Annotated in this window: 19 protein-coding genes; 9 read left to right on the top strand and 10 right to left on the bottom strand. The window is 64.5% G+C overall.

What is annotated here, in order from left to right:
• Window positions 1-15: 15 nt before the first annotated feature.
• From HV783_RS22290 to HV783_RS22255, 8 genes are all read right to left on the bottom strand, one after another.
• Window positions 16-180 carry a hypothetical protein gene (locus HV783_RS22290; protein ID WP_162876564.1) on the bottom strand — a complete coding sequence of 55 codons (165 nt, stop codon included), beginning with the start codon at window positions 178-180 and terminating at the stop codon, window positions 16-18.
• A gap of 31 nt (window positions 181-211) precedes the next feature.
• Window positions 212-1,126 carry a TauD/TfdA dioxygenase family protein gene (locus HV783_RS22285; RefSeq protein ID WP_175189875.1) on the bottom strand — a complete coding sequence of 305 codons (915 nt, stop codon included), beginning with the start codon at window positions 1,124-1,126 and terminating at the stop codon, window positions 212-214.
• A 225-nt stretch (window positions 1,127-1,351) separates the two neighbouring features.
• On the bottom strand, window positions 1,352-2,554 hold the full coding sequence (locus tag HV783_RS22280) for a M20 aminoacylase family protein (protein ID WP_054507917.1): 1,203 nt from the start codon (window positions 2,552-2,554) through the stop codon (window positions 1,352-1,354).
• 108 nt (window positions 2,555-2,662) lie between these two features.
• Window positions 2,663-3,679 carry an ABC transporter ATP-binding protein gene (locus HV783_RS22275; RefSeq protein WP_081273599.1) on the bottom strand — a complete coding sequence of 339 codons (1,017 nt, stop codon included), beginning with the start codon at window positions 3,677-3,679 and terminating at the stop codon, window positions 2,663-2,665.
• Window positions 3,676-4,671, bottom strand: coding sequence for an ABC transporter ATP-binding protein (locus tag HV783_RS22270; RefSeq protein WP_175189874.1), 996 nt, complete (start codon window positions 4,669-4,671; stop codon window positions 3,676-3,678). Before HV783_RS22270 ends, HV783_RS22275 begins: the two co-directional genes overlap by 4 nt.
• Before the next feature lie 11 nt (window positions 4,672-4,682).
• Window positions 4,683-5,600, bottom strand: coding sequence for an ABC transporter permease (locus tag HV783_RS22265; protein WP_006389547.1), 918 nt, complete (start codon window positions 5,598-5,600; stop codon window positions 4,683-4,685).
• A complete protein-coding gene (locus HV783_RS22260; protein ID WP_006389548.1) occupies window positions 5,597-6,571 on the bottom strand; it encodes an ABC transporter permease in 975 nt (324 codons plus the stop codon). The genes HV783_RS22265 and HV783_RS22260 overlap by 4 nt, the downstream gene beginning before the upstream one ends.
• Window positions 6,572-6,593: 22 nt before the next feature.
• A complete protein-coding gene (locus HV783_RS22255) occupies window positions 6,594-8,180 on the bottom strand; it encodes an ABC transporter substrate-binding protein (RefSeq protein WP_175189873.1) in 1,587 nt (528 codons plus the stop codon).
• A 115-nt stretch (window positions 8,181-8,295) separates the two neighbouring features.
• Between HV783_RS22255 and mnmE the strand changes: the two genes are divergently transcribed.
• Together mnmE and HV783_RS22245 are read left to right on the top strand one after the other, a co-directional pair.
• Entirely contained in the window at window positions 8,296-9,648 is a 1,353-nt protein-coding gene (mnmE, locus tag HV783_RS22250; RefSeq protein ID WP_064527392.1) for a tRNA uridine-5-carboxymethylaminomethyl(34) synthesis GTPase MnmE, read from the top strand.
• Between the two features lie 5 nt (window positions 9,649-9,653).
• Entirely contained in the window at window positions 9,654-10,124 is a 471-nt protein-coding gene (locus tag HV783_RS22245) for a GNAT family N-acetyltransferase (protein WP_175189872.1), read from the top strand.
• 252 nt (window positions 10,125-10,376) lie between these two features.
• Here HV783_RS22245 and HV783_RS22240 read toward each other — a convergent pair whose 3' ends face one another.
• The gene (locus HV783_RS22240; RefSeq protein WP_175189871.1) at window positions 10,377-11,768 is read right to left on the bottom strand and encodes a ClcB-like voltage-gated chloride channel protein; all 1,392 of its coding nucleotides are present in this window, start codon (window positions 11,766-11,768) and stop codon (window positions 10,377-10,379) included.
• A gap of 492 nt (window positions 11,769-12,260) precedes the next feature.
• On the opposite strand from HV783_RS22240, the gene HV783_RS22235 reads away from it, so the two are divergent.
• The 5 genes from HV783_RS22235 to HV783_RS22215 all read left to right on the top strand — a co-directional run bounded on the left by HV783_RS22235 (window position 12,261) and on the right by HV783_RS22215 (window position 17,605).
• Window positions 12,261-12,938 (top strand): response regulator, encoded by a 678-nt coding sequence (locus HV783_RS22235; protein ID WP_054504523.1) that lies wholly within the window; start codon window positions 12,261-12,263, stop codon window positions 12,936-12,938.
• A 97-nt stretch (window positions 12,939-13,035) separates the two neighbouring features.
• On the top strand, window positions 13,036-14,412 hold the full coding sequence (locus HV783_RS22230; RefSeq protein ID WP_254603990.1) for a sensor histidine kinase: 1,377 nt from the start codon (window positions 13,036-13,038) through the stop codon (window positions 14,410-14,412).
• Between the two features lie 112 nt (window positions 14,413-14,524).
• Window positions 14,525-15,523, top strand: coding sequence for a Bug family tripartite tricarboxylate transporter substrate binding protein (locus tag HV783_RS22225; RefSeq protein ID WP_054504522.1), 999 nt, complete (start codon window positions 14,525-14,527; stop codon window positions 15,521-15,523).
• A gap of 121 nt (window positions 15,524-15,644) precedes the next feature.
• The gene (locus HV783_RS22220) at window positions 15,645-16,082 is read left to right on the top strand and encodes a tripartite tricarboxylate transporter TctB family protein (RefSeq protein ID WP_054504521.1); all 438 of its coding nucleotides are present in this window, start codon (window positions 15,645-15,647) and stop codon (window positions 16,080-16,082) included.
• Window positions 16,079-17,605 carry a tripartite tricarboxylate transporter permease gene (locus tag HV783_RS22215; RefSeq protein WP_116791276.1) on the top strand — a complete coding sequence of 509 codons (1,527 nt, stop codon included), beginning with the start codon at window positions 16,079-16,081 and terminating at the stop codon, window positions 17,603-17,605. Before HV783_RS22220 ends, HV783_RS22215 begins: the two co-directional genes overlap by 4 nt.
• 173 nt (window positions 17,606-17,778) lie before the next feature.
• Here the strand turns inward: HV783_RS22215 and HV783_RS22210 are convergent, their stop codons facing one another.
• On the bottom strand, window positions 17,779-18,945 hold the full coding sequence (locus HV783_RS22210; RefSeq protein ID WP_175189869.1) for a pyridoxal phosphate-dependent aminotransferase: 1,167 nt from the start codon (window positions 18,943-18,945) through the stop codon (window positions 17,779-17,781).
• A gap of 115 nt (window positions 18,946-19,060) precedes the next feature.
• On the opposite strand from HV783_RS22210, the gene HV783_RS22205 reads away from it, so the two are divergent.
• Both HV783_RS22205 and HV783_RS22200 read left to right on the top strand, forming a co-directional pair.
• The gene (locus tag HV783_RS22205; protein WP_116791278.1) at window positions 19,061-20,095 is read left to right on the top strand and encodes an AbrB family transcriptional regulator; all 1,035 of its coding nucleotides are present in this window, start codon (window positions 19,061-19,063) and stop codon (window positions 20,093-20,095) included.
• A 232-nt stretch (window positions 20,096-20,327) separates the two neighbouring features.
• Window positions 20,328-20,534: a cold-shock protein gene (locus HV783_RS22200; protein ID WP_006389561.1), complete on the top strand. Its 207-nt coding sequence runs from the start codon at window positions 20,328-20,330 to the stop codon at window positions 20,532-20,534.
• The last annotated feature ends 1,824 nt before the right edge of the window (window positions 20,535-22,358 follow it).

Raw genomic sequence — 22,358 nt, 5'->3', positions numbered from 1 at the left:
GCGTACCGGACTATTTTAGGGATGCTGGGATATCCACAGGTCGGCGCGGACGCTGTCGATGGACGGGGCGGCCAGCGCGGGCGTGGGCGAGGCCAGGGCCACGACGGCCAACGCCAATGCCACGCCTGCCGCCGTGACGGTGCGGATCAATCGTTCGCGCAGTTCAGGAGACAGACGCATGGCGTTCCTTGTGGATAAGTCGCGGGCCGGCCTAAAACGGCACATCGCCTTCGATGGTGGTGCGGTAGAGCTTGCGGCGCAGATGATCCGGCGTGCCGCCCGCCAGGTGGATCAGCGAGCGGTTGTCCCAGAACACCAGGTCGTGCGGCTGCCAGCGGTGGCGGTAGATGTGCTCGGGCCGCACGCTGTGCGCGAACAGTTCGTCCAGCAATTGCCGGCTCTCGTCCTCCGGCAGGCCTTCGATGTGGGTAGTGAAGCCTTCGCTCACGAACAGGGCGCGGCGGCCATTCTCGGGATGGGTGCGCACCACCGGATGCGATACCGCCTGCACCTGCGCCACCTGCTGCGCGCTCAGGTTGGGCCGCCAGTTGCCTTCCTTCTGCAACTGGCCGTACTTGGCCAGATACGAATGCACCGCGCGCTTGCCCTCGACGGCGTTGCGCAATGCGGCGGGCAGGGTGTCATAGGCCAGGTGCATGTTGGCGAACAGCGTGTCGCCGCCTTGCGCAGGCAATTCCTGCGCATGCAGCAGCGAGCCCAGGCTGGGCAGTTCCTTGTACGAGATGTCCGAATGCCAGTACTTGCCCGCATCGCCCAGGCCGACCGGCTTGCCGTTCTCGACGATGTTGGAGACGATCAGGATCTCGGGATGATTGGCCAGGTGGAACTGGTGCAGCACGTGGATCATCAGCGGCCCGAAGCGGCGGCTGAAGTCGATGTGCTGCCGCGGCGTGATGCGCTGGTCGCGGAACACCAGCAGGTGGTGGTCCAGGTGCGCCTGGTGCACGCGCTTGAAATCGGCGGACGACAGCTCGCGGCCCAGGTCCAGGCCGATGAGCTCGGCGCCCACGGGGCCCGGCAGCAGCCGCAGCTCGAACGCCTGCGCGGCCGGGGGCGGCGGAACGGGGGCGGCCTCTTCGCGCCGCACGGCGTTGCTCTGGGACATCGGTCACTCCGGTTGGCGTGGCGGCGTTGCCGCCGGCGCTGAGATCCATCCGCGGATGGATCAGGAATGACCGATTATGGAAAGCGCGCCTTGTATCTCAAACGAAGTTATCGGCGTTTGAACAAAGCCTGGCGTCATATAGAAAAACCGCCCGGGGCAAGCGGGCGGTTTGTGGCGGCATGGCGCATAAGCAAATAACCGCAATGCCTGAAGCGCCGTGGCACGCTACTTGTGCTTGGGCAGGTAGGCCTCGACCAGCTTGACCCAATATGTCGCGCCGACCGGCAGGAGCGCGTCATTGAAGTCGTAGTTCGGATTGTGCAACTGGCACGGCCCCATGCCGTGATAGCTCTCCATGCGATGGTCGCCGTCGCCGTTGCCCAGGAACAGATAGGTGCCGGGCAGGGCTTCCAGGAAAAAGGAAAAGTCCTCGGCGCCCATGAAGGGCGGCATGTCGCGCACCACGTTCTCGGCGCCGAAGGTGTCCTCGGCCACCTGCGCGGCAAACGCGGTTTCCTTGTCCCAGTTCACCAGCGGCGGATAGGCGCGCACGAAGTCCAGCGTGCCGGTGCCGCCATACACCTGCGGCAGCGTGGTGGCGATGCGGCGCATGTCTTCCTCGATCTTGTCGAGCACCTCGACCGAATAGGTGCGCACCGTGCCGCGCAGCACCGCTTCGCCGGGAATCACGTTGTAGGCGTCGCCGGCATGGATTTGCGTGATCGACAGCACCGCTTGCTCCAGCGGATTCTTGCTGCGCGAGATCACCGTCTGCAGCGCATGCACCATGTCGGCCGCGACGATGATCGGGTCGACCGACGCATGCGGCTGCGCGGCGTGGCCGCCCACGCCCTTGATGACGATGTCCCAGCGGTTGCTCGACGCCATGGTGGGACCGGCGCGAAAGCCGAACTGGTTGACCGGCATGCCGGGCATGTTGTGGATGCCGAACACCGCGTCACAGGGGAATTTCTCGAACAGTCCATCCTGCATCATGGCGCGCGCGCCGGCGTTGCCGCCTTCCTCGGCCGGCTGGAAGATGAACACCACGGTGCCGTCGAAATCGCGATGCGTGGACAGGTATTGCGCCGCGCCCAGCAGCATCGTGGTGTGGCCATCGTGGCCGCAGCCGTGCATGCGGCCGCTGATGGTGGACTTGTGCGCGAAGCGGTTGTGCTCAGGCATGGGCAGCGCGTCCATGTCGGCGCGCAGGCCGATGGTCTTGCCGCCGCTGCCGCCGCGCAGCACGCCGACCACGCCGGTTTTCCCCAGCCCCGTGTGGACTTCCAGCCCCCATTGGCGCAGGCGCTCGGCTACCAGGCTGGAGGTGCGCGTTTCCTGGAAGGCCAGTTCGGGATGGGCGTGGATGTCACGGCGCAGTTCGGTCAGTTCACCGTGGGCGCGTTCGATTTCGGCTAGGGTTTTCATGGCGGTGGATAGGCGGAAGGGAGAGAAGAGAACGGATGTCGTATGACAGGGTATCGGAAAATTCTCGCGCCCGTCGCCGGCCGCGTCCAGCGTTGTTACGGATTGGCGCTAGCGCGCGTCGTTCAGGTGGCAGGCGCTGAACTGCATTGGCGCCACCTCGCGCAGCAGCGGCCGTTCGGTCTTGCAGCGCGGCATCGCCTGGGGACAACGCGGATGGAAGGCGCAGCCGCCCGGCGGATCCAGCGGCGACGGCAGCTCGCCCTTGATCGGCTGGTAGCTGCGGCGCCCCGGCGTGAGCGTCGGCAATTCCTTGAGCAGCGCCTGCGTGTAAGGATGGTTGGCGCGCTGGAACACGGTGTCGGTCGGCGCCAGCTCGACCACGCGGCCCAGGTACATGATGGCGACGCGATCCGAGATGTGGCTGACCACGCTCAGGTTGTGGCTGATGAACAGATACGTCAGGTCCAGCTCGTCGCGCAGTTGCTCGAACAGGTTCAGCACCTGCGCCTGGATCGACACGTCCAGCGCCGCCACGGCCTCGTCGCACACGATCACCGAAGGCTTGAGCGCCAGCGCCCGCGCGATGCCGATGCGCTGGCGCTGGCCGCCCGAGAACTGGTGTGGATAACGCTGCGCGAACGCCGGGTCCAGCCCCACCTGGCGCATCAGGCCGGCGACGTACTCGGCCTTGTCGCGCGCGCGGATCAGGCCGTGCGCCACCGGCGCCTCGCCGATGATCTCGCGCACCCGCATGCGCGGATTTAGTGAGGCGTAAGGGTCCTGGAAGATCATCTGCACGCCCAGCTCGTAGGCGCGCCGCTGCGGGCCCGCCATGGCCTTCACCGCCTGGCCCTGGTAGTGCACCTCACCGGAAGAGGGCGGCAGGATGCCCGAGACGATGCGACCCAGCGTCGATTTGCCGCAACCGGATTCGCCGACAATGCCGATGACCTCGCCCGGCTGCACGTCCAGGTCCACGCCGGCCACGGCGTGCACCACCTGCGTCTTCAAACCCGCGCCCAGCAGGTTGGCGATGCGGCCGGCCAGGTCCACGTGTTGCGTGAAGCGCAGCTCCACGCCGCGCAGCGACAGGATGGGGGCGGCGTTGCGATCGGCGGCGTTCATTGGACCTCCGGCGCGCCGGCATGCCAGCAGCGCACCCATTGCGACGGGCGCACTTCCACGGGCTGCGGTTCGGTCAGACAGGCCTCGCTGGCGCGCGGGCAACGCCCGCGGAACGCACAGCCCTGCGGCAGATTGAGCAACGACGGCGTCATGCCGGGAATCGGCACCAGCGGCCGGCCGCGCGATTCCGGCGTCGGAATCGAGGCAATCAGGCCGTGGGTGTAGGGATGCATCGGATGGCTGATGACGTCGCGCGTGCTGCCGGTCTCGACCACGCGGCCGGCGTACATCACCGACACGCGGTCGGCCAGGCCCGCCACCACCGCCAGGTCGTGGGTGATCCACACCAGGCCGGTGCCGGTCTCGCGGCACAGCTTCTGCACTTCGAACAGGATCTGCCCCTGGATGGTCACGTCCAGCGCCGTGGTGGGCTCATCGGCGATGATGACGCGCGGCGAATTCAGCAGCGCGATCGCGATCGCCACGCGTTGCCGCATGCCGCCGGACAACTGATGCGGATAGGTGCGCAGGCGTTCCTGCGGCGACGGAATGCCGACCATCGTCAACGTCTGCAGGGCGCGTTCACGCGCCTGTTCGCGCGATACTTTGTGGTGCGCCTGCACCGCTTCGATCATCTGCGTATCGACGCGCAGCACCGGGTTCAGCGTCATCATCGGGTCCTGGAAGATCATGGCGATCTCCTGGCCCCGCAGTTGCCGCCAGCGCGCCGGCGACGCGCCGCGCAGGTCCTCGCCGTTCAGGCGCAGTTCGCCCTCGACGATGCGGCCGGGCTCGTCCAGCAGGCCCATCAGCGAGAAGCCGGTGATGCTCTTGCCCGAGCCGGATTCACCCACCAGCCCCAGGATCTCGCCCTCGGCCAGCGTCAGGTCGACGCCATCGACTGGCTTGACCACGCCGTTGCGGGTGAAGAAATGCGTCTTCAGTCCGCGCACATCGAGGACCGGCGACTTTTCCACAGCTTGTATCTGCATCGCGTCCGCCCTCAGTTCGCGTGGCGCGGGTTGAGCACATCGCGCAGGTGGTCCCCCACCAAATTGATGGCGATGATGGCCAGCGCCAGCGCGATGCCGGGGAAGAACGAGATCCAGTACTGGCCCGACAGCAGGTACTCGAAGCCGTTGTAGATCAGCATGCCGAGCGACGGCTCGGTCACCGGCACGCCCACGCCCAGGAACGATAGCGTGGCTTCCAGCGCAATGGCGTGCGCCAGGTCGATGGTGGCGATCACGATCAGCGGCGGCATGCAGTTGGGCAGCACGTGGCGGAACAGTACCCGCCCCCACGACAGCGACATGCAGCGCGCCGCCTCGACGTATTCCTTGCCGCGTTCGACCAATGCGGCGCCGCGCGCGGCGCGGGCGAAATAAGCCCACTGCACCACGATCAGCGCGATGATCACCTTATCCACACCCTTGCCCAGGATCGCCAGCAGCATCAACGCCACCAGGATCGCCGGGAACGACAACTGGATATCCACAATGCGCATCAGCAGCGCATCGATGCGCCCGCCGAAGTACGCCGCGATCAGCCCGACGGTGGCGCCGATGCCGAAGGCCGCCAGCACCGACACGGTGGCCACCAGCAGGCTGGTGCGCATGCCGTACAGGATCGCCGACAACAGGTCGCGCGCCTGGCCATCGGTGCCCAGCCAGTAATGCATGCTGCCGTCGCCGCTTTCGCTGCCGGGCTTGAGCTTGGAATCCATGATGTCCAGCGATGCCAGGTCATACGGATTCTGCGGCGCGATCCACGGCGCCAGCAAGGCGGCGCCGACGATCAGCACCAGCATCACCAGGCCCAGCGTGGCCAGCTTGCTGGCGAAGAAATCGCCCACGAAACGGCGCCACGGCGTCTGTTCCCTGGCGGCGGCGGGTACGGCAGCAGTCACGGGGGCGGTCATCGGCGGCTATCCAGGCGTACGCGGGGATCCAGCACCGTATAGATGATGTCCACCACGAGGTTCAGCATCACAAGGAAGAACACGATCAGCAGCAGGTACGCCACCACCACCGGCCGGTCCAGGTTGATGATGGAATCGATCAGCAGTTTGCCCATGCCGGGCCACGAGAACACCGTCTCGGTCACCACCGCGAAGGCCATCACCTGGCCGAACTCCAGGCCCGCCACGGTGACCACCGGGATCAGGATGTTCTTGAGCAGATGCACGCCCAGCACACGCTTTTCCGACAGGCCCTTGGCGCGCGCGAACTTGATGTAGTCCATCGGCAGCGCCTCGCGCGTGGCGGCGCGCGTCACGCGGATGATCATGGCGCATTTGGCGAAGGCGATGGTGGCGGCCGGCAAGGCCAGGCTCAGCCAGCCGTCCAGCGTCAGCACGCTCAACTGCAGCGAACCGATGCTGACGGTCTGGCCGCGGCCGCCGGCCGGCACCCAGCCCAGCATCACCGCGAACACCATGATGAGCATCAGGCCCACCCAGAAATTGGGCAGCGAGAACCCCAGCACCGATCCCGTCATGATGGCGCGCGAGCCGGCCGCCTTGGGCTTGAGGCCCGCGATGATGCCCAGCGGCACCCCGATCAGCACCGACAGCAGCATGGCCACACAGGCCAGCTCGACCGTGGCCGGCATGCGCTCCAGGATCAGGCGCATGGCCGGTTCGCCGGTCAGGAAGCTGTTGCCGAAATCACCGCGCACCGCCTGGCCCATGAAGATCAGGTACTGCCGCCACAGCGGCAGGTCCAGGCCCAGCGATGCGCGGATGGCCGCGCGCTGCGCCTCGGTGGCCTCCGGGCTGGCCAGCATCGACACTGGATCGCCGACCATGTAGATGCCGGCGAAGACCAGCGCCGACATGACCAGCATGACGACGATGGTTTGCAGCAGTCTTCGTACGATTGTCGCTAGCACTGGATACCGCCCGCGACGCGCGTCACTTCTTCAGCGTTGCGAACTGCGCCAGCGTGACCTGGTCGGGACGGCCCTGGTAGCGGATGTCGTTCTTCATCGCCCACACCGACAGCTCGAAGTGCACCGGCAGCATCGCGAAATCATCCATGGCGATGTTGCTGGCCTTGGACAACAGCTCGGCGCGCTTGGCGTCATCCATGGTGGACGAGGCTTCCTTGACCAGCTCGTCCATCTTGGGATTCGAGTAGCGGCTGCGGTTGGTGGTGCCCAGGCCGGCTTCCGGATTGCGCGTCACCAGGAGCGAAGTCAGCGCATTCGACATCTCGCCGCTGGTCACCGACCAGCCAGCCAGATAGGCCGAGAACGCATAGCTGTCGCGGTTCTTGAAGAACACCGGCGGCGCCATGGCGTCGACGCTGGTCTTCACGCCCACGCGCGTCCACATCGAGGCGATGGCCTGCGCCACCTTGGAGTCGTTGACGTAGCGGCCCGAGGGCGAGCCCAGCGTGATCGAGAAACCGTTGGGATAGCCCGCTTCCTTCAACAGCGCCTTGGCCTTTTCGACATCGGCCTTGGGCGCCTTGGAGTGTTCCTTGCTGGAACCGAACATGGGGTAGGGCAGCAGGTTGCCGGCGGGCAGCGCCACGCCCCCCATCACGCGCTCGACCAGCGCATCGCGGTTGATCGCCAGCGACAGCGCTTCGCGCACGCGCTTGTCTTTCAACGGATTCTTGCCGGTGCCCTGGATGCCGGGCGAGGGCTCGGCGTACTGGTCCAGCGCCACGTACACCACGCGCACCGACGGCGTCTCTTCGACGTACAGCTTCTTGTCGCCCTTGAGCTTGGGCAGGTCATCGGTCGGGGGATCCTCGATCATGTCGACATCGCCGGCCAGCAGGGCGGCCACACGCGCCGCGGCATTGCTGATCGGGCGATAGATCACCTTGTCCCACACGGGCTTCTTGCCCCAGTAGTTTTCATTGCGCGCCAGCACGAATTCGGCGCCGCGCTTCCACGACACGAACTTGTAGGGACCGGTGCCGATGAGGCCGTCGCCACTGTTCAATTCGGTGGTGGTCTTGCCTTCGGCCGCGGGGCCGGAGGCCGCCTTCTTCGACATGATGGGCAGTTGCGCCAGGTTCACCAGCAGGTTCGGCGCCACTTCCTTGGTGGTGATACGCAGGGTCATCGGATCCACCGCCTCGGCCTTGGCTACCGAGCCCAGATACAGCGTGAACGGCGAGGGGCTGTTCGGCACCTTGGGCACGCGGTCGTAGGTGAAGACCACGTCGTCGGCCGTGAACGGCGACCCATCGGAGAACTTGACGCCAGGCCGCAGCTTGAAGGTCCACACCTTGCCATCGACGGTCCAGGATTCGGCCAGCGCCGGCACCGGCTTGAGCTGCGCGTCGGTAGCCACCAGCGTATCGAAGATGGTCTGGGAGATCTGGGTGTTCGGCGTCAGCGCGTGATACTGCGGATCCATCGACGATGGCTCGGTCTTCAGCCCGATCACCAGATCGCGCGCCAGCGCCGAATTGAGGGTGCCGAAGGCCAATAGAACCGCTACCGAACCACAGGCCAACGCACGCGAAAACCGAGATGCCATCATGATCTCCCAGGGACGTTTCGGGTTTTAAACCTCTGGCGCACCTTAACCAGCAAACAAGGCCCCGCGCAACAGTTATATTCCCCTATTGTCCTTGCTTCGCGTTATCCCCGATATGTCCACCCACGCCCCCATCGCCGCCATTGCCACCGCCCCCGGAAGAGGCGGCATCGGCGTCGTGCGCGTTTCTGGTGCGGACCTGTCCGAATTGGTGCGTCGCCTGTTCCAGCGCGAACTCACGCCGCGCCACGCGCACTATCTGCCGTTCAAGGCGGTCGATGGCGAGCTGCTCGACGAAGGCATCGCGCTGTACTTCAAGGGGCCGCATTCCTACACCGGCGAAGACGTGCTCGAACTGCAAGGCCACGGCGGCCCCGCCGTGCTGCGCCGCGTGCTCGACAGTTGCCTGGCGGCGGGCCGCGACCTCGGGCTGCGGCTGGCCGAACCGGGTGAGTTCACCCGCCGCGCGTTCCTCAATGACCGCATGGATCTGGCGCAGGCCGAAGCGGTCGCCGACCTGATCGAAGCCTCGTCGGTGGCGGCCGCGCGCGGCGCCATGGCCTCGCTGTCGGGCGACTTCTCGGCGCGCGTCAACGACCTGTCAGACCGCATCATCCACCTGCGCATGCTGGTCGAGGCCACGCTCGATTTCCCCGAAGAGGAAATAGACTTCCTCGAGAAATACCAGGCGCGCCCCACGCTGGAAAAGCTGGCCGGCGACCTCGGTCATCTCATCGCCCAGGCGCGCCAGGGCGTGATCCTGCGCGAAGGCCTGCATGTGGTGCTGGCGGGCCAGCCCAACGTCGGCAAATCCAGCCTGCTGAACGCGCTGGCCGGCGACGACGTCGCCATCGTCACGCCGATTGCGGGCACCACGCGCGACAAAGTGGTGCAGCAGATCCATATCGACGGCGTGCCGCTGCACATCGTCGACACCGCCGGCCTGCGCGAAACCGAAGACACGGTGGAGAGCATCGGCATCGCCCGCAGTTGGCAGGAAATCGAACGCGCCGACGTCATCCTGCACCTGCAGGACGCCACCCAGCCGGGCGACGAACTGGACGCGCAGATCACCGCGCGCCTGCCGCCGCGCACGCCGGTGTTGAAGGTTTTCAACAAGGTGGACCTGTTATCCACAGCATTTACCGCGGGCCCCGGCGAACTCGGCATTTCCGCCAAGCGCGGCGCCGGCCTGGACGCGCTGCGCGCCGAATTGCTGCGCATCGCCGGCTGGAACCCCGGCGCCGAATCGCCCTGGCTGGCGCGCGAACGGCACCTGCACGCGCTGCAGGACGCCGCCGATCACCTGGCGCTGGCGGCCGAGCACGCCGAACAGGACGACCGCGTGCTGGACCTGTTCGCCGAGGAATTGCGGCTGGCGCATGACAGCCTGTCGAGCATCACCGGGAAGTTCACCAGCGACGATTTGCTGGGCGAGATCTTCTCGAGCTTCTGCATCGGGAAGTAGCGCTCATGGCCGCTCCCGCCAGCACACCTCACCGGATCCGCCCGGCGACGGTCGATGACCTGGCGACGGTCGAACGCATCGTCCACGACGCCTACCGTCATTACGTGGCGCGCATCGGCGCCACGCCGGGACCGATGCGCGACGATTACCGCATGCGCATCGCGCAGGGCCAGACGCAGGTGCTGGAAGACGAGACCGGCATCCAGGCCGTGCTGGTCCTGGTGCGCGAAGCGGATTGCCTGTTGCTCGACAATGTGGCGGTGTCGCCTGGCGCGCAAGGGCGCGGCTATGGCCGCGCGTTGATGCAATGGGCGGAAATCGCGGCGCGGCGGGCCGGGTATCGCCGCATCCGGCTCTACACGCAGGAGGCGATGAGCGAGAACATCGCCATCTATCACCGCTACGGCTATGTCGAAACGCATCGCGCCGAAGAGATCGGCCTGAAGCGCGTATTCATGACTAAAAGCCTGGATTGACCGATCCACAATAAGCGAGCAATAACTCACTTATTGGAAAAAATCCCAACCCGCCTATCGCGATCAATCCGGGCCCCTTCCTTCCCGACTGGTCGAAGCCGTTCCTCACGGCCATTCCTTTCGATTTCAATGACATCCAGGCAAACCATCTTCCTTCAAGAATGCCACTCTGCGCGTCATTGAAGAACATCGATAAAAAATATGAGCTTTTGCTCACCCCTTATTTTCAAGGGGTTTTGTCGAAAACTCCGGTCAGGAATCCCGCGCATTGTCCGCCGTCGGCACCGGCGCCGCCTTCAACGTCTCGCGCGCAATGCGATTGCTGGCCAGCGATTTCGCGTACACCGAATCCGGCCGGATGCGTTGCGCGATCACGAAGCCGGTGATGCACGCCAGCATCAACGGCAACATCACCTCGTAGCTCAACGTCATCTCGAAGATCATCAATATCGACATCAGCGGCGCGTAGGTCGTGGCCGCCAGCAGCGCCCCCATGCCCACCACCGCGTAGCTGGACACGGCCGACAGATCGCCGACGGGAAACAGCGCGTGCAGGCCGGACCCATACAACGCGCCCACTGCCGCGCCCACGAACAAGGTCGGCGTGAACACGCCGCCGATCGCGCCGGAACCGACGCTGGCGCCGGTGGCCACGATCTTGAACAGCAGGATCGCCGCCACGGCCTGCCAGGCCCATTCCGTGTGCAACATGCTGTTGACCACGCTGTAGCCATTGCCCCAGACCTCGGGTTTGAAGACCGACAGGGCGCCGACCACCAGTCCGCCCAGCGCCATCTTGGCCCACAACGGCAGGGCCTGGCGGCGGAACAACGCCTTCGACCCATCGAGAAACCGCAGGAACTGCGGCGCCACCACCCCGGCGATCAGGCCCAGCCCCAGGTAATTGGCCACCTCCCAGCCGGACACGAACTCGAACGGCGGCATGTGGAACACCGCGTCGTAGTGCAGGATCTGGCGCGTCACGATATTGGCGACCACCGACGACACCACCAGGGGCACCAGCGTCGCCGAGGAAATGGCGCCGTACACGATCTCGGAAATGAACAGCGCGCCGGCGATCGGCGCGTTGTAGGCGGCGGTGATCCCGGCGGTGGCGCCGCAGGCCACCAGCAGCCGCAGATGGCGAGGCGGCAGGACGAGATAGCGGCCCGACAGCGACGAGAACATCGCCGCCAACTGCACCATCGGTCCCTCGCGGCCAATCGATGCGCCCGAACCGATTGAAAACAAAGAAGAAATGCTGCGCGCCACGGTCTGGCGAAAGCCGATCACGCCGCGGCCGATGGCGATCGCTTCCATATAGTCGGCGGCCCCGCGCGGCGGCAGGCGCCGGGCGGCCGCCTGCAGAATCAACCCCGCGATCGCGCCCCCGGCCGCCGGCAGCAGCAGCCGTTCCCAGGGCGACATTCCGCGCGCCAGCGAGACCATCCCGTGCGGTGAATCGACCCCGCCCAGGACCATCTGGATCCCGCCGAGCAGTTCGCGAAAGATCACCGTCGCCAGCGCGCCGGCCAGTCCCATCAGCGCGGCCGCGCACAAGGTCGCGGGCAGGTTGTCGGCCAGCAAACGGCCCCTCAGCCAGGTCGCCCAGGCCGGTTTCTTGATTCTGAGTTGTTGTGCCATGGGCGGGATTCTACGGCGGAAATCTGCTCACTTTTTGTTCAGCCCAACGTCAACCGCACGGGGACGCCACCCCTCACATGGCCGATTCCCGCAACGCCTCCAAAGGCCTTTACGCGCCTGCAAAGGGGCGAAAACCAGGGTAGGCAAGGGGCGTTTTTTCGGGGTAAAAGTGCCGCTTCCCGACCCGGTTCGGCAGAAAAGGGCTGTGGATAACTCCTAGGGCGGCAGGTTGTGCACATTGTGTGGAGGCAAGTTGAACAAGCGGGGGTTTTTGGTCCACTCCCAAATCTTGTCCAACTTCGGCTCTTTTCCCACACAGAGTTCTTGCACAGCCAAAAACGCTCGCAACCTGATGAAAAAAAACAGGTTTCCAAGGTTAAGGTAGTTATCCACAGGCCTTATTAATCATTAGTCTTTATATAAAGAGAAATACAGGGAAAAGACAAACATGCTTTCTCTCACCTCCCAGCCACGCCCCCCCGGACTCCGTCCATGCGCATCCTTCTCATAGAAGACGAAGCCGAACTTGCTCGCTGGCTCTCCAGAAGCCTGGCCCGGCACGCGGGCTTCGTGGTCGACTGGGCTGATGACGGTCTGGTCGCCGAAAGAAGACTGGCGGTCGAAGAATTCGATGCGGTCATCCTCGACCTGGGACTGCCCGGCATGGATGGCCATACCTTGCTGGCGAAGATCCGCGCGCGCGACGACCGTACGCCGGTGCTGGTCTTGACCGCGCGCGATTCGCTGGCCGAAAAAATCGGGACACTTCACGAAGGCGCGGACGATTTCCTGCCGAAACCGTTTGTCGTGGAAGAATTGGAAGCGCGCTTGATCGCACTGGTACGCCGCAGCCGTGGCCGCGACCATCCGCGACTCACCCTGGGAAACCTGGTTTTCGAGACTTCCGCGCAAAAATTCACGGTCTCCGGACAGGCTTTGCAGTTATCCCCACGGGAACACGCGGTCCTGCGAGTGTTGATCCAGAAAAGCGGCGAACCGATCAACAAGCAGCAGATCCTGGATCGCATCGTGACCGACGATGCCGACATCAACCTCGAAGCCATCGAGGTGCTGGTGCACCGGTTGCGCAAAAAATTGGCGGAAACCGGCGTCCAGATCACCACCATGCGCGGCATGGGCTACTGCCTGGAGAACGCTGTTGACAACTAGTTTTCCGGAAAAAACCCCGGTTTCCAGGAAAAAAAACCGCAACCGGACCCTGAAAACGCAGTTGCTCTGGTGGTTGATCCCGACCCTGGTACTGGTGATGGTCGGCGCGCTCTGGCTGTCCAACCACCAGTTGCGCAACCAGGTCGATATCGCCTATGACCGGTCGCTCGCTGGCGCGCTGCGCGCGATCGACCACAACATATCCACAGCCAGCGGTGGATTAGCCATGGAGCAGCCGTACCTGATGCTGGAATTTTTCGAGCTGACGGCCAATGGCAGCGTGTTCTACCGCGTGGCCACCGAGGATGGGCTGGCCGAAATCGGTCATCCCGGGCTGCCGATGCCGCCCCAGCCGCTGGAATCCGGCGAAGCCCAGTTTTTCTACGCGACCTACCTGGGCACCCCGGTACGGGTCGCCGCCCTGGCCAGGCCGATGAACCCGCCGCTCTACGCGAACAAAGGGGGACGGGTTATAGTCCAGGTCGCCGAAGGCCTGGAGAGCCGCCAGGCTTTCCTGCACCAGGTGCTGGTGCGCTCGGTGGAGCGGGATCTGGCCGTGATCCTGATCAGCGTCCTGGTGATCGTCCTGGGGGTTTTCATGGCCTTGCGCCCCCTGCAGCGCCTGAAGCAGGAAGTGGAGAGGCGTTCCGCGGACGATTTAAGCCCCGTCAGCGCGTCGGAGATGCCAGGTGAGGTCCTACCCCTGGTGGCGGCCGTAAACCTCCACATGGCCCGCTACGCGGCTCAGGCGAGGGTCCAGAGCCAGTTCCTGGACGACGCCTCGCACCAGTTGCGCACGCCTTTGTCGGTTTTGCGCACCCAGACGGCTTATGCCTTGCGCGAAACATGCCCCCAGGAGGTCCGTACAGCCCTTCTGGCGATGCAGGACGGGTTGGACAGGGCGGTACGCACCACCAACCAGATGCTCGCCCTGGCGCGCGCCAAAGACGCCTCGCTGGCCGAAGGCGGCCTGGCGGCCGAGCCGGTCGACCTGGTGGGACTGGCCCATGGCGTCATCCGGGCCCTGCTGCCGACCGCCCGATCGCGGCAAATCGACATCGGCCTGGACGCTGCCGACGACCCGGTCGTGGTCCAGGGCGTGGACTGGCTGTTGCGTGAGGCGGTCAGCAACCTGGTCGACAATGCCATCCGCTACACCGCCCCCGGCGGCGTGGTCACGGTGGTGGTGCGCGGCGAGTCTGGGCAGGCCAGCCTGGCCGTGGAAGACAGCGGTCCCGGCATGTCAGCCGAAGACATCGCCCGGGCCGGCATCCGCTTTCGCCGCGGCGCGGCCGGCAAGAACAAGCCCGGCGCCGGCCTCGGACTGGCCATCGTCGACACCATTGCCGGGCTGCTGGGGGCCCGCCTGGTGCTGGAGAACCGGACGCCCTTGCCCGGCCTGCGCGCCGCGTTGGTGTTTTCCCTGGAAATGGCGTCCGATGTTGCGCTGCACCAGGAAAATAGCGGTTTTTGAAAGGTATTGGAAAGCTTCGATTTTGTACGGTTGCATCCGCTGGAGCCCGACCCGGCGGCAGACCGCCCCGATCGCCAGCCATGCCTAGACCTATAAATTCGGAGACGCAAGAATGCAGACCAGCCTCAAGCTGCGCCTGGCCGCCGTCGCGGCGCTCGGCGCGATCACCCTTTCCCTGGGCGCCGCCCATGCCGCCGACGAACCGCGCCGCCCCGAGTGCATTGCGCCGGCCCAGCCCGGCGGCGGCTTCGACCTGACCTGCCGCCTGGCCACCGAGGGCCTCAAGCAGAGCGGGGCGCTCAAGAGCGCCATGCGCATCGTCTACATGCCGGGTGGCATCGGCGCCGTGGCCTACAACAACATCGTGGCCCAGCATCCCAACGAGCCCGGCACCATCGTGGCGTTCTCGGGCGGTTCGTTGTTGAACCTGGCGCAAGGCAAGTTCGGCAAGTACAACGTCGACGACGTGCGCTGGCTGGCGGCCATCGGCACCGATTACGGCGTGGCCGTGGTGCGCAACGATTCGCCGTACACCGACCTCAAGAGCCTGATGGACGCCTTCAAGCAGGATCCAACCAAGATCGTGCTGGGCGCCGGCGGCACCGTGGGCAGCCAGGACTGGATGAAGGCCGCGCTGACCGCCAAGGCGGCCGGGGTCGATTTCAAAAAGATGCGCTTCGTGGCCTTTGAAGGCGGCGGCGAGGCCGTGACGGCGCTGCGTGGCGGCCATATCCAGGCTTACATGGGCGATGCCGCGGAAGCCTTCACCATGCTCGAGGGCGGCGCACCGATCCGCGTGCTGGCCGTGTTCAACGATCAGCGCCTGCCGGGCAAGCTCGGCACGGTGCCGACCGCGAAGGAGCAGGGCTACGACATCGTCTGGCCCATCATCCGCGGTTTCTACGTCGGCCCCAAGGTGTCGGATGCCGACTACCAGTTCTGGGTCAACGCCTTCAACCGCGTCACCGAAGCGCCCGAGTTCGCCAAGCTGCGCGAACAGCAGGGCCTGTTCCCCTTCAACAAGACCGGCGCCGACCTGGACGCCTACGTGAAGCAGCAGGTCAAGCAGTACGCCGAACTGGCCGGCTCCTTCGGCCTGGTCAAGAAGTAAGCCGCAGGGCGTTCTCCCATCCCGCCGCGCGCATCCAGCGCGCCCGCAGCGCCGCCGGCCTGGAGCCGGCGGCCGGGGCGGGCTCGCGCCGCGCGGTCCTTCAACCAACGGAAAGCTGATCATGAACGATCGAATCCTGGGCATCGCGGCGTTGCTGCTGGCGGCCTTCATGACCTGGGCGGGGTGGGGCATCGAAGCCCCATTCGCCTACGAACCCGTGGGACCACGCGCCTTCCCGCTGCTGCTGGCGTTGATCATCGGCCTGTGCGGATTGCGGCTGGCCTACAAGGGCGGCAACCCGGTCGAACCCAATCCCGCCGGCGCCAATGGCCGTATTGCGCTGATGGTGGTGTTCGCCGCCGCCTACGCCTTTCTGTTCCAGTGGCTCGGTTTCGTCATCGCGACGGCGTTGATGACGGTCTTCGTCGGCCGCCTGTTCGGCGGCGGCTGGGCCAAGTGCGCGCTTGGCGGCGTGGTCATGAGCGTTTTCTTTTTCGTGCTGTTCGACAAGGTGCTGGATGTCGTCCTGCCCGGTGGCTTGCTGGAGAACCTGATATGAGCGGAATCCTCGATCATCTGTCGATCGGCTTTGGCGTTGCGTTCTCATGGACCAACATCCTGGTGGCCGCGATCGGCTCGTTCTTCGGCACCATGGTGGGCGTGCTGCCGGGCCTGGGGCCCATCAACGGCGTGGCGATGCTGATTCCGATCGCGTTCGCCATGAACCTGCCGCCCGAGACCGCGCTGATCCTGCTGGCGGCGGTTTACGTGGGCGCGGAATATGGCGGCCGCATTACCTCGATCCTGCTGAACGTGCCGGGCGAGGCCAGCGCCATCATGACGACGCTGGACGGTTATCCGCTGGCGCGCCAGGGACTGGCCAACGTCGCCCTGTCGCTGTCGGCGTGGTCCGCGTTCTTCGGCGCCATCGTGTCGGTGGTGGGCATCATCCTGCTGGCGCCGCTGCTGGCCAAATGGGCGCTGGCGTTCGGTCCGGCCGAGTACTTCGTGCTGATGATCTTCGCCTTCTGCTGCCTCACCAGCCTGCTCGGCAAGCAACCCATCAAGGGCGTGCTGGCGGCCATGATCGGCCTGTCGATCTCGGTCATCGGCGTGGATGCGAATTCGGGCGTATACCGCTATACCTTCGACTCCGTGCACCTGGCCGACGGCATCGATTTCGTGGTGGTCGTGATTGCGCTGTTCGCGGTCAGCGAGATGCTGGAAATGCTCGAGAAGGTGATGGCGGGCCACAGCGTCGAGGTCAAGCCCAGCGGCCGCAAGCTGTTCAACCTGAAGGAGCTGGCGTTCACCTGGTGGAGCGTGGTGCGCAGCGCGCTGGTGGGCTTCGGCGTCGGCGTGCTGCCGGGCGCTGGAGCCAGCGTGGCCGCGGCCGTGGCCTACTCGCAGGAAAAGCGCATCATCGAAGCCAAGGATCCGAACGCCAAGTTCGGCAAGGGCGACATGCGCGGCCTGGTTGCGCCGGAAGCCGCCGCCACCTCGTCGGCGATCGGCTCGTTCGTGCCGATGCTGACGCTGGGCGTGCCGGGCTCGGGCACCACCGCGGTGATGATGGGGGCGCTGACGCTCTACAACATCACGCCCGGTCCGGTGCTGTTCGACACCAAGCCGGAACTGGTGTGGGGGCTGATCGCTTCGCTGTTCGTGGCCAACGTGCTGCTGTTCGTCATGAACGTGCCGATGGTGCGGCTGTTCTCGAAAGTGCTGTCGGTGCCGGGCTGGCTGATGGTGCCGGGCATCCTGTGCATCAGCTATATCGGCGTGTATGCCATCAACGCCGGCACGTTCGATCTGCTGCTGGTGACGGGCATTGGTGCGCTCGGCTATTTCCTGCGCAAGTTCGGCGTGCCGATGGCGCCGCTGGTGCTCGGCGTGGTGCTGGGCAACATGATGGAGCAGAACCTGCGCCGGGCCTTGTCGATGACCGATGGCAACGTGTCGGTGCTGTTCGCCAGCCCTGTCGCCATCACGTTATGGACCGCCGCCATCGCCGTGGTGGTGGTGCCGCAGATCCTGCGCCGCGTGCGCCGGGCCAGGAAGGTTGCCGCCGAACCGGTGTGACGGGTTCCGCGCCGCGGCCCCGCCGGCACGGGGCCGCGCGGCGTCGGAGCGGGTCACGCCGGAGGTAGTTCAGGAGCGCCGCGGCGCTCCTTTTTTTCATCTCTACATTTGTGGTCGAGACAAAAGGAAAGCGCCCCGATGGGGCGCTTCGTCTTGATGCGCGCGGCGCGTCTTCAGACCCGCGCCAGGCGCTCCAGCGCGGCATCGAGCGTGGCGTCTTTCTTGGCGAAGCAGAAGCGTACGATGCGATGGTTCGACTCAGCCGCGTCGGGCTTCTGGTAGAACGCCGAAACGGGAATCACCGTGACGCCGTGGCGCACCGTCAGGTCGCGCGCGAAGTCCGCCTCGTTCTGCCTGGAGATCTCGCTGTAGTCGGCCAGCAGGAAGAACGTGCCGGGGCTGGGCAGCGGCTTGAAACGTGTCTTGGCCAAGCCTTGCGACAGGCGGTCGCGCTTGGCCTGGTAGAACGCGGGCAGGTCCAGGTAGGGCTTGGGATCGCGCATGAATTCGGCCAGCGCGAACTGCATCGGCGACGGCACCGTGAACACCATGAACTGGTGCACTTTGCGCAGCTCGGCGCTGAGCTGGCGCGGCGCGCAGCAGTAGCCGATCTTCCAGCCGGTGGTGTGATAGGTCTTGCCGAACGACGAGATCACGAACGCATGTTCGGCCAGCAGCGGGCGGCGCGCGATGCTGGCATGAGGCTTGCCATCGAACACGATGTGTTCATAGACCTCGTCCGACACCAACAGCACGCCGGTGTCGCGCACGATGGCCTCGAGCGCATCGAGATCGCTGTCGTCCAGCACGGCCCCGGTGGGGTTGTGCGGGAAGTTCAGCATCAGCAGGCGGGTCTTGGACGTGATGGCGTCGCGCACGCGCTGCCAGTCGATGCGGTAGTAAGGATCCTCGGCGGTGGGCGCGCGCAGCGGCACCGGCACCGCGGTGCCGCCGGCCAGGCGGATGGCCGGCAGGTAGGAGTCGTAGCAGGGCTCGATGACGACGACTTCGTCGCCGCTGTTGACCGCGGCCAGCACGGTGGCCATCAGCGCCTCGGTGGCGCCGCTGGTGACGGTGATCTCGGTTTCCGGGTCGTAGGCGCGGCCATACAGGGCCTGGGTCTTGGCGGCGATGGCTTCGCGCAGCGGCGCCACGCCGGGCATGTAGGGGTATTGGTTATGGCCGTCGGCCATGGCCTTGCTGACCAGCGCGCACAGCGCGGGATCGGGATCGAAATCCGGAAAGCCCTGGCCCAGGTTGATGGCCTTGTGCTCAATGGCCAGGCGGCTCATGACGGTAAAGATGGTGGTGCCGACGTCGGGAAGTTTGGATCGGATCATGGTGGACGCGAAGTGGAACGCTGGGTGTGCAAGAGAGTTTTCGTAAGTATCCCACTAACTCATAATTCGGGTTTCTCATGAGCTTATAGGCGCGGGCGGTATCGTGGTTCAAAACATGTTGTGGAGGGTCCTCGGCGGCCTGGCGATCGCGTTGACCGGCGCCTTGCTGGCGCTGTGGATGCATTTGCCGTTGCCATGGATGCTGGGGGCCTTGCTGTTGACAGCGGCGGTGCGCATCGCGGGCGGCGGCACCGTATGCCCGCGGCCGGCGCGCAACGCCGGCCAATGGGTCATCGGCACGTCGCTAGGCCTGTATTTCACGCCGCAGGTGATCGGACACATAGGCAGCAATGCCGGCCCCATCATCGTCGGCATGCTATTCGCGTTGGGGCTGGCGTTCATCGGCACCGCCATTTTGCGGCGCTACACCGATGCTGATTTCAAGACGGCGTGGTTTTCGTCGGCCATGGGCGGGGCCAGCGAAATGGCGAGCCTGGCGGAGCGACACGGCGCCCGCATCGACCGCGTGGCGACCGCGCATAGCGTGCGCGTGCTGCTGGTCGTGGTCACAGTGCCGTTCATTTTCCAGTGGTGGGGGGTGGCCGGTATCGACCCCACCGTGCCCGGGCCCAGGACCGTGCATGGCGCCGGCCTGGCCGCGCTGGTGGCGCTGACCTGCGTTGGCGGGCTGTGCTTCATGAAGCTGCGCCTGCCGAATCCATGGGTGCTGGGGCCGATGCTGGTGGCGATGATCCTGACCGCAAGTAGCATCGAGTTGTCCGCGTTGCCGGATTTCGTGCCCAAGATCGGACAGCTCTTCATCGGCTGGTCGCTGGGGGATCGTTATCGCCCGGATTTCTTCCGCGCGGCGCCGCGATTTATCGCGGCGGTGGCGGTGTTCACGGTCATCGCGTTGGCACTGGCGTTCGGCCTGGGGGCGTTATTGTCATTGTGGTCCGCGGCGCCGGTGCCGACGTTGATCCTGGGCACCACGCCGGGGGGCATCGCCGAGATGGCGATTACCGCCAAGGTGCTGCAGTTGGGCGTGCCGGTGGTGACCGCATTCCATGTCTCGCGGATGGTGTTCGTGGTGATCGTGACCGGTCCGATGTACGCGTTCCTGGCGCGGCGGCAGGCAAATTCCGCGTAGCGGTATTGGCGTTCCAGTCAGAAAAATACGACATTGGGGAAAACAACTATATGAGTCTGTAATGCGGGGTGGGTATGCTGGTTCCGCAGTTGATTCAAGCAGCGCGCGGACTTGTTCTGCCGCTTTTGCGGCAAGCGAGAACGCAGCAGCAACGCAGGTATCCCTACCGGTCGTTCAGTTCTCACGGCGTCCTTGATTCATTGCATTTCGTTAATTACAGGACGCTAGGAAAATGGCTCAGAAGGGCAAAGTCAAGTGGTTCAACGCTGACAAGGGTTACGGTTTCATTACGCCGGATGCCGGTGGCACCGATGTTTTCGCACACTTTTCCGCCATCCAGGGCCGCGGCTATCGCAGCCTGAACGAAGGGCAGGAAGTCGAATTCGAAGTCAAGGATGGTCCGAAAGGACCTCAAGCGGCCGAAATTCGCCCGCTCTAAATCGGGAAATCCCAATTTCCCGTCCGCCAGGCCTGGCCTGGCTGCAACGCCCCAGAACCTCGCGGTCTGGGGCGTTGTTTCATTTGCGGCAGCCGTGTCCGCAGCCTGCTCATACGGTGATGTTAGTGGTTACTAACATATCCTCGAGCGTTGGATAAGTTTGTGGATAATTATTCCCGGGCATGTGCATTGCGCTGCGCAGTAATGAAGCACACCGCCTTTTCGCGCCGTAGTTTTGCACAATTCCTGGAAAGATCTGTCGAGGCGGAAGGGCGATTTTCCCATTGGCTGCGCCGCTGCGCCGGACCGGGCGGGCGTCGAGGGAAATAGTGCATTTCCCTAGGAAAAGCGGGCATTTACGGCTTTTTTTGCCTGTCTCGCGGCATGGCATTCGTCGTTGCCAGGCCATCAGTGATGCCCGCCACGACCCATTTTTTGTCCATCCGCGCCGCGGTTGTGCACAAAGATATCCCCATCCGGGTTATGCACAGAATGACACCTCGAGTAGCCAAAAGGTGGGGGTTCAGCCTGTGGATAGAAATGGGGATAGTGGATCAAAAATCGTCTTCCACGATTGGCCGGTGGCCTGCTGCCGTCCGGTTTTGCATCGCGACCCCGTACTTGTGGATTTCATGTGAAGGAAAATTCAGGCGGAAATTTTCGCCAATGAGTTTTCCACAGTTAGCGCCCAGATTGGCCATTGCGGGAACACGTGTCAGCCGAAAGGATGATGGCGCGAAACTCCGCGGACGGGCAAGATGATTGTGCGATCGAGCGTCCTGCATGAGTTGCGCACAGCCCGCCGATGCGGTCCAGCGGCGTGGGATAAATATGTGAATAAGATGCTGGCGCCAGCTTAAGGCGCGGTTGGACTTTTGACCGGGTGTGAAGTTCCCCGTGAAGTCGAAGGCGATATCTCAACTGCGCGGCCGGAGCGGGACCAACTTGGTTTCCGCAGCGGGGGCCTATTTTGGCAACGCTTATCGCGCCGATAGCGGCGGCTTATCCACAATCTTTTCCACTGCTGTTTTCCCGTCTCGCCGTATCGTCCCGGGTATACCTGCAGGCCGGATCGCAGACGTTGCAGGCATGGCAATTTTGCGCTTGTAGCCAGGTTTTCCGCCGGGTGGCGCATTGCGAATTTGTGCGCTTTCCGCAATCTGGGTAATTCTCCTTCGATCGCTTCAGGTCCGCGTTGTCGACTTCTTGCTGTGGCGCATCTTCGAGTTATCCCCAAAGTTGTTCCACGTGAAACCAAGGTCCCGGGAGCATTCCTGGCTGTGGATGGGTTTGTGCACAACGCGCCGGCGGCGTTGCGTCGGCTTTCCGGTTTAGCCCAAGAATCCACTCACGCCATTTCCGGACGATGTGCTTCGGCGCGTCGGCTTGTGGCATTGTCGTTCGGCTGTTGAAGAAGCGAACGGTGCCGGGCGTCCGCTCCCGGTGTGGCGGATTTGTCATAGGGCCTTGGTGTTTCAGATGAATGACGAGAGACATTCAAGATGAATAACCGCGAATGCGATGGTGAAGATTGTGAGATTCGGGGCGCCCACGTTGGACGGACTCGACTTGCTGTTCCACGTGAAACACAAGAAAAGATGATTTTTTAGGGGTAGGGGTAGGATAGGGGAAGATAAAACGCTTTTTTTCTTTAGATGCCCGACTGCCCGATCACTAAGCGAGGAACCGTTGTTCCTGCATTATTTGTTTGGCTTGTAGGGACGCTGGAGCCATGAAGCGCCCGGGCTCGTCGCATTGTCAATGCGACAGGCGCTCAGGGGTCGATGTGCTTTTCTCTATGTTCCACGTGGAACAACTATTCAG

The sequence above is a fragment of the Achromobacter dolens genome, from assembly GCF_902859745.1.
GTDB classification, from domain to species: domain Bacteria; phylum Pseudomonadota; class Gammaproteobacteria; order Burkholderiales; family Burkholderiaceae_B; genus Achromobacter; species Achromobacter dolens.
The sequence above is the reverse complement of the archived record's forward strand: the minus strand, read 5'-3'. Positions and strand labels throughout refer to the sequence as shown.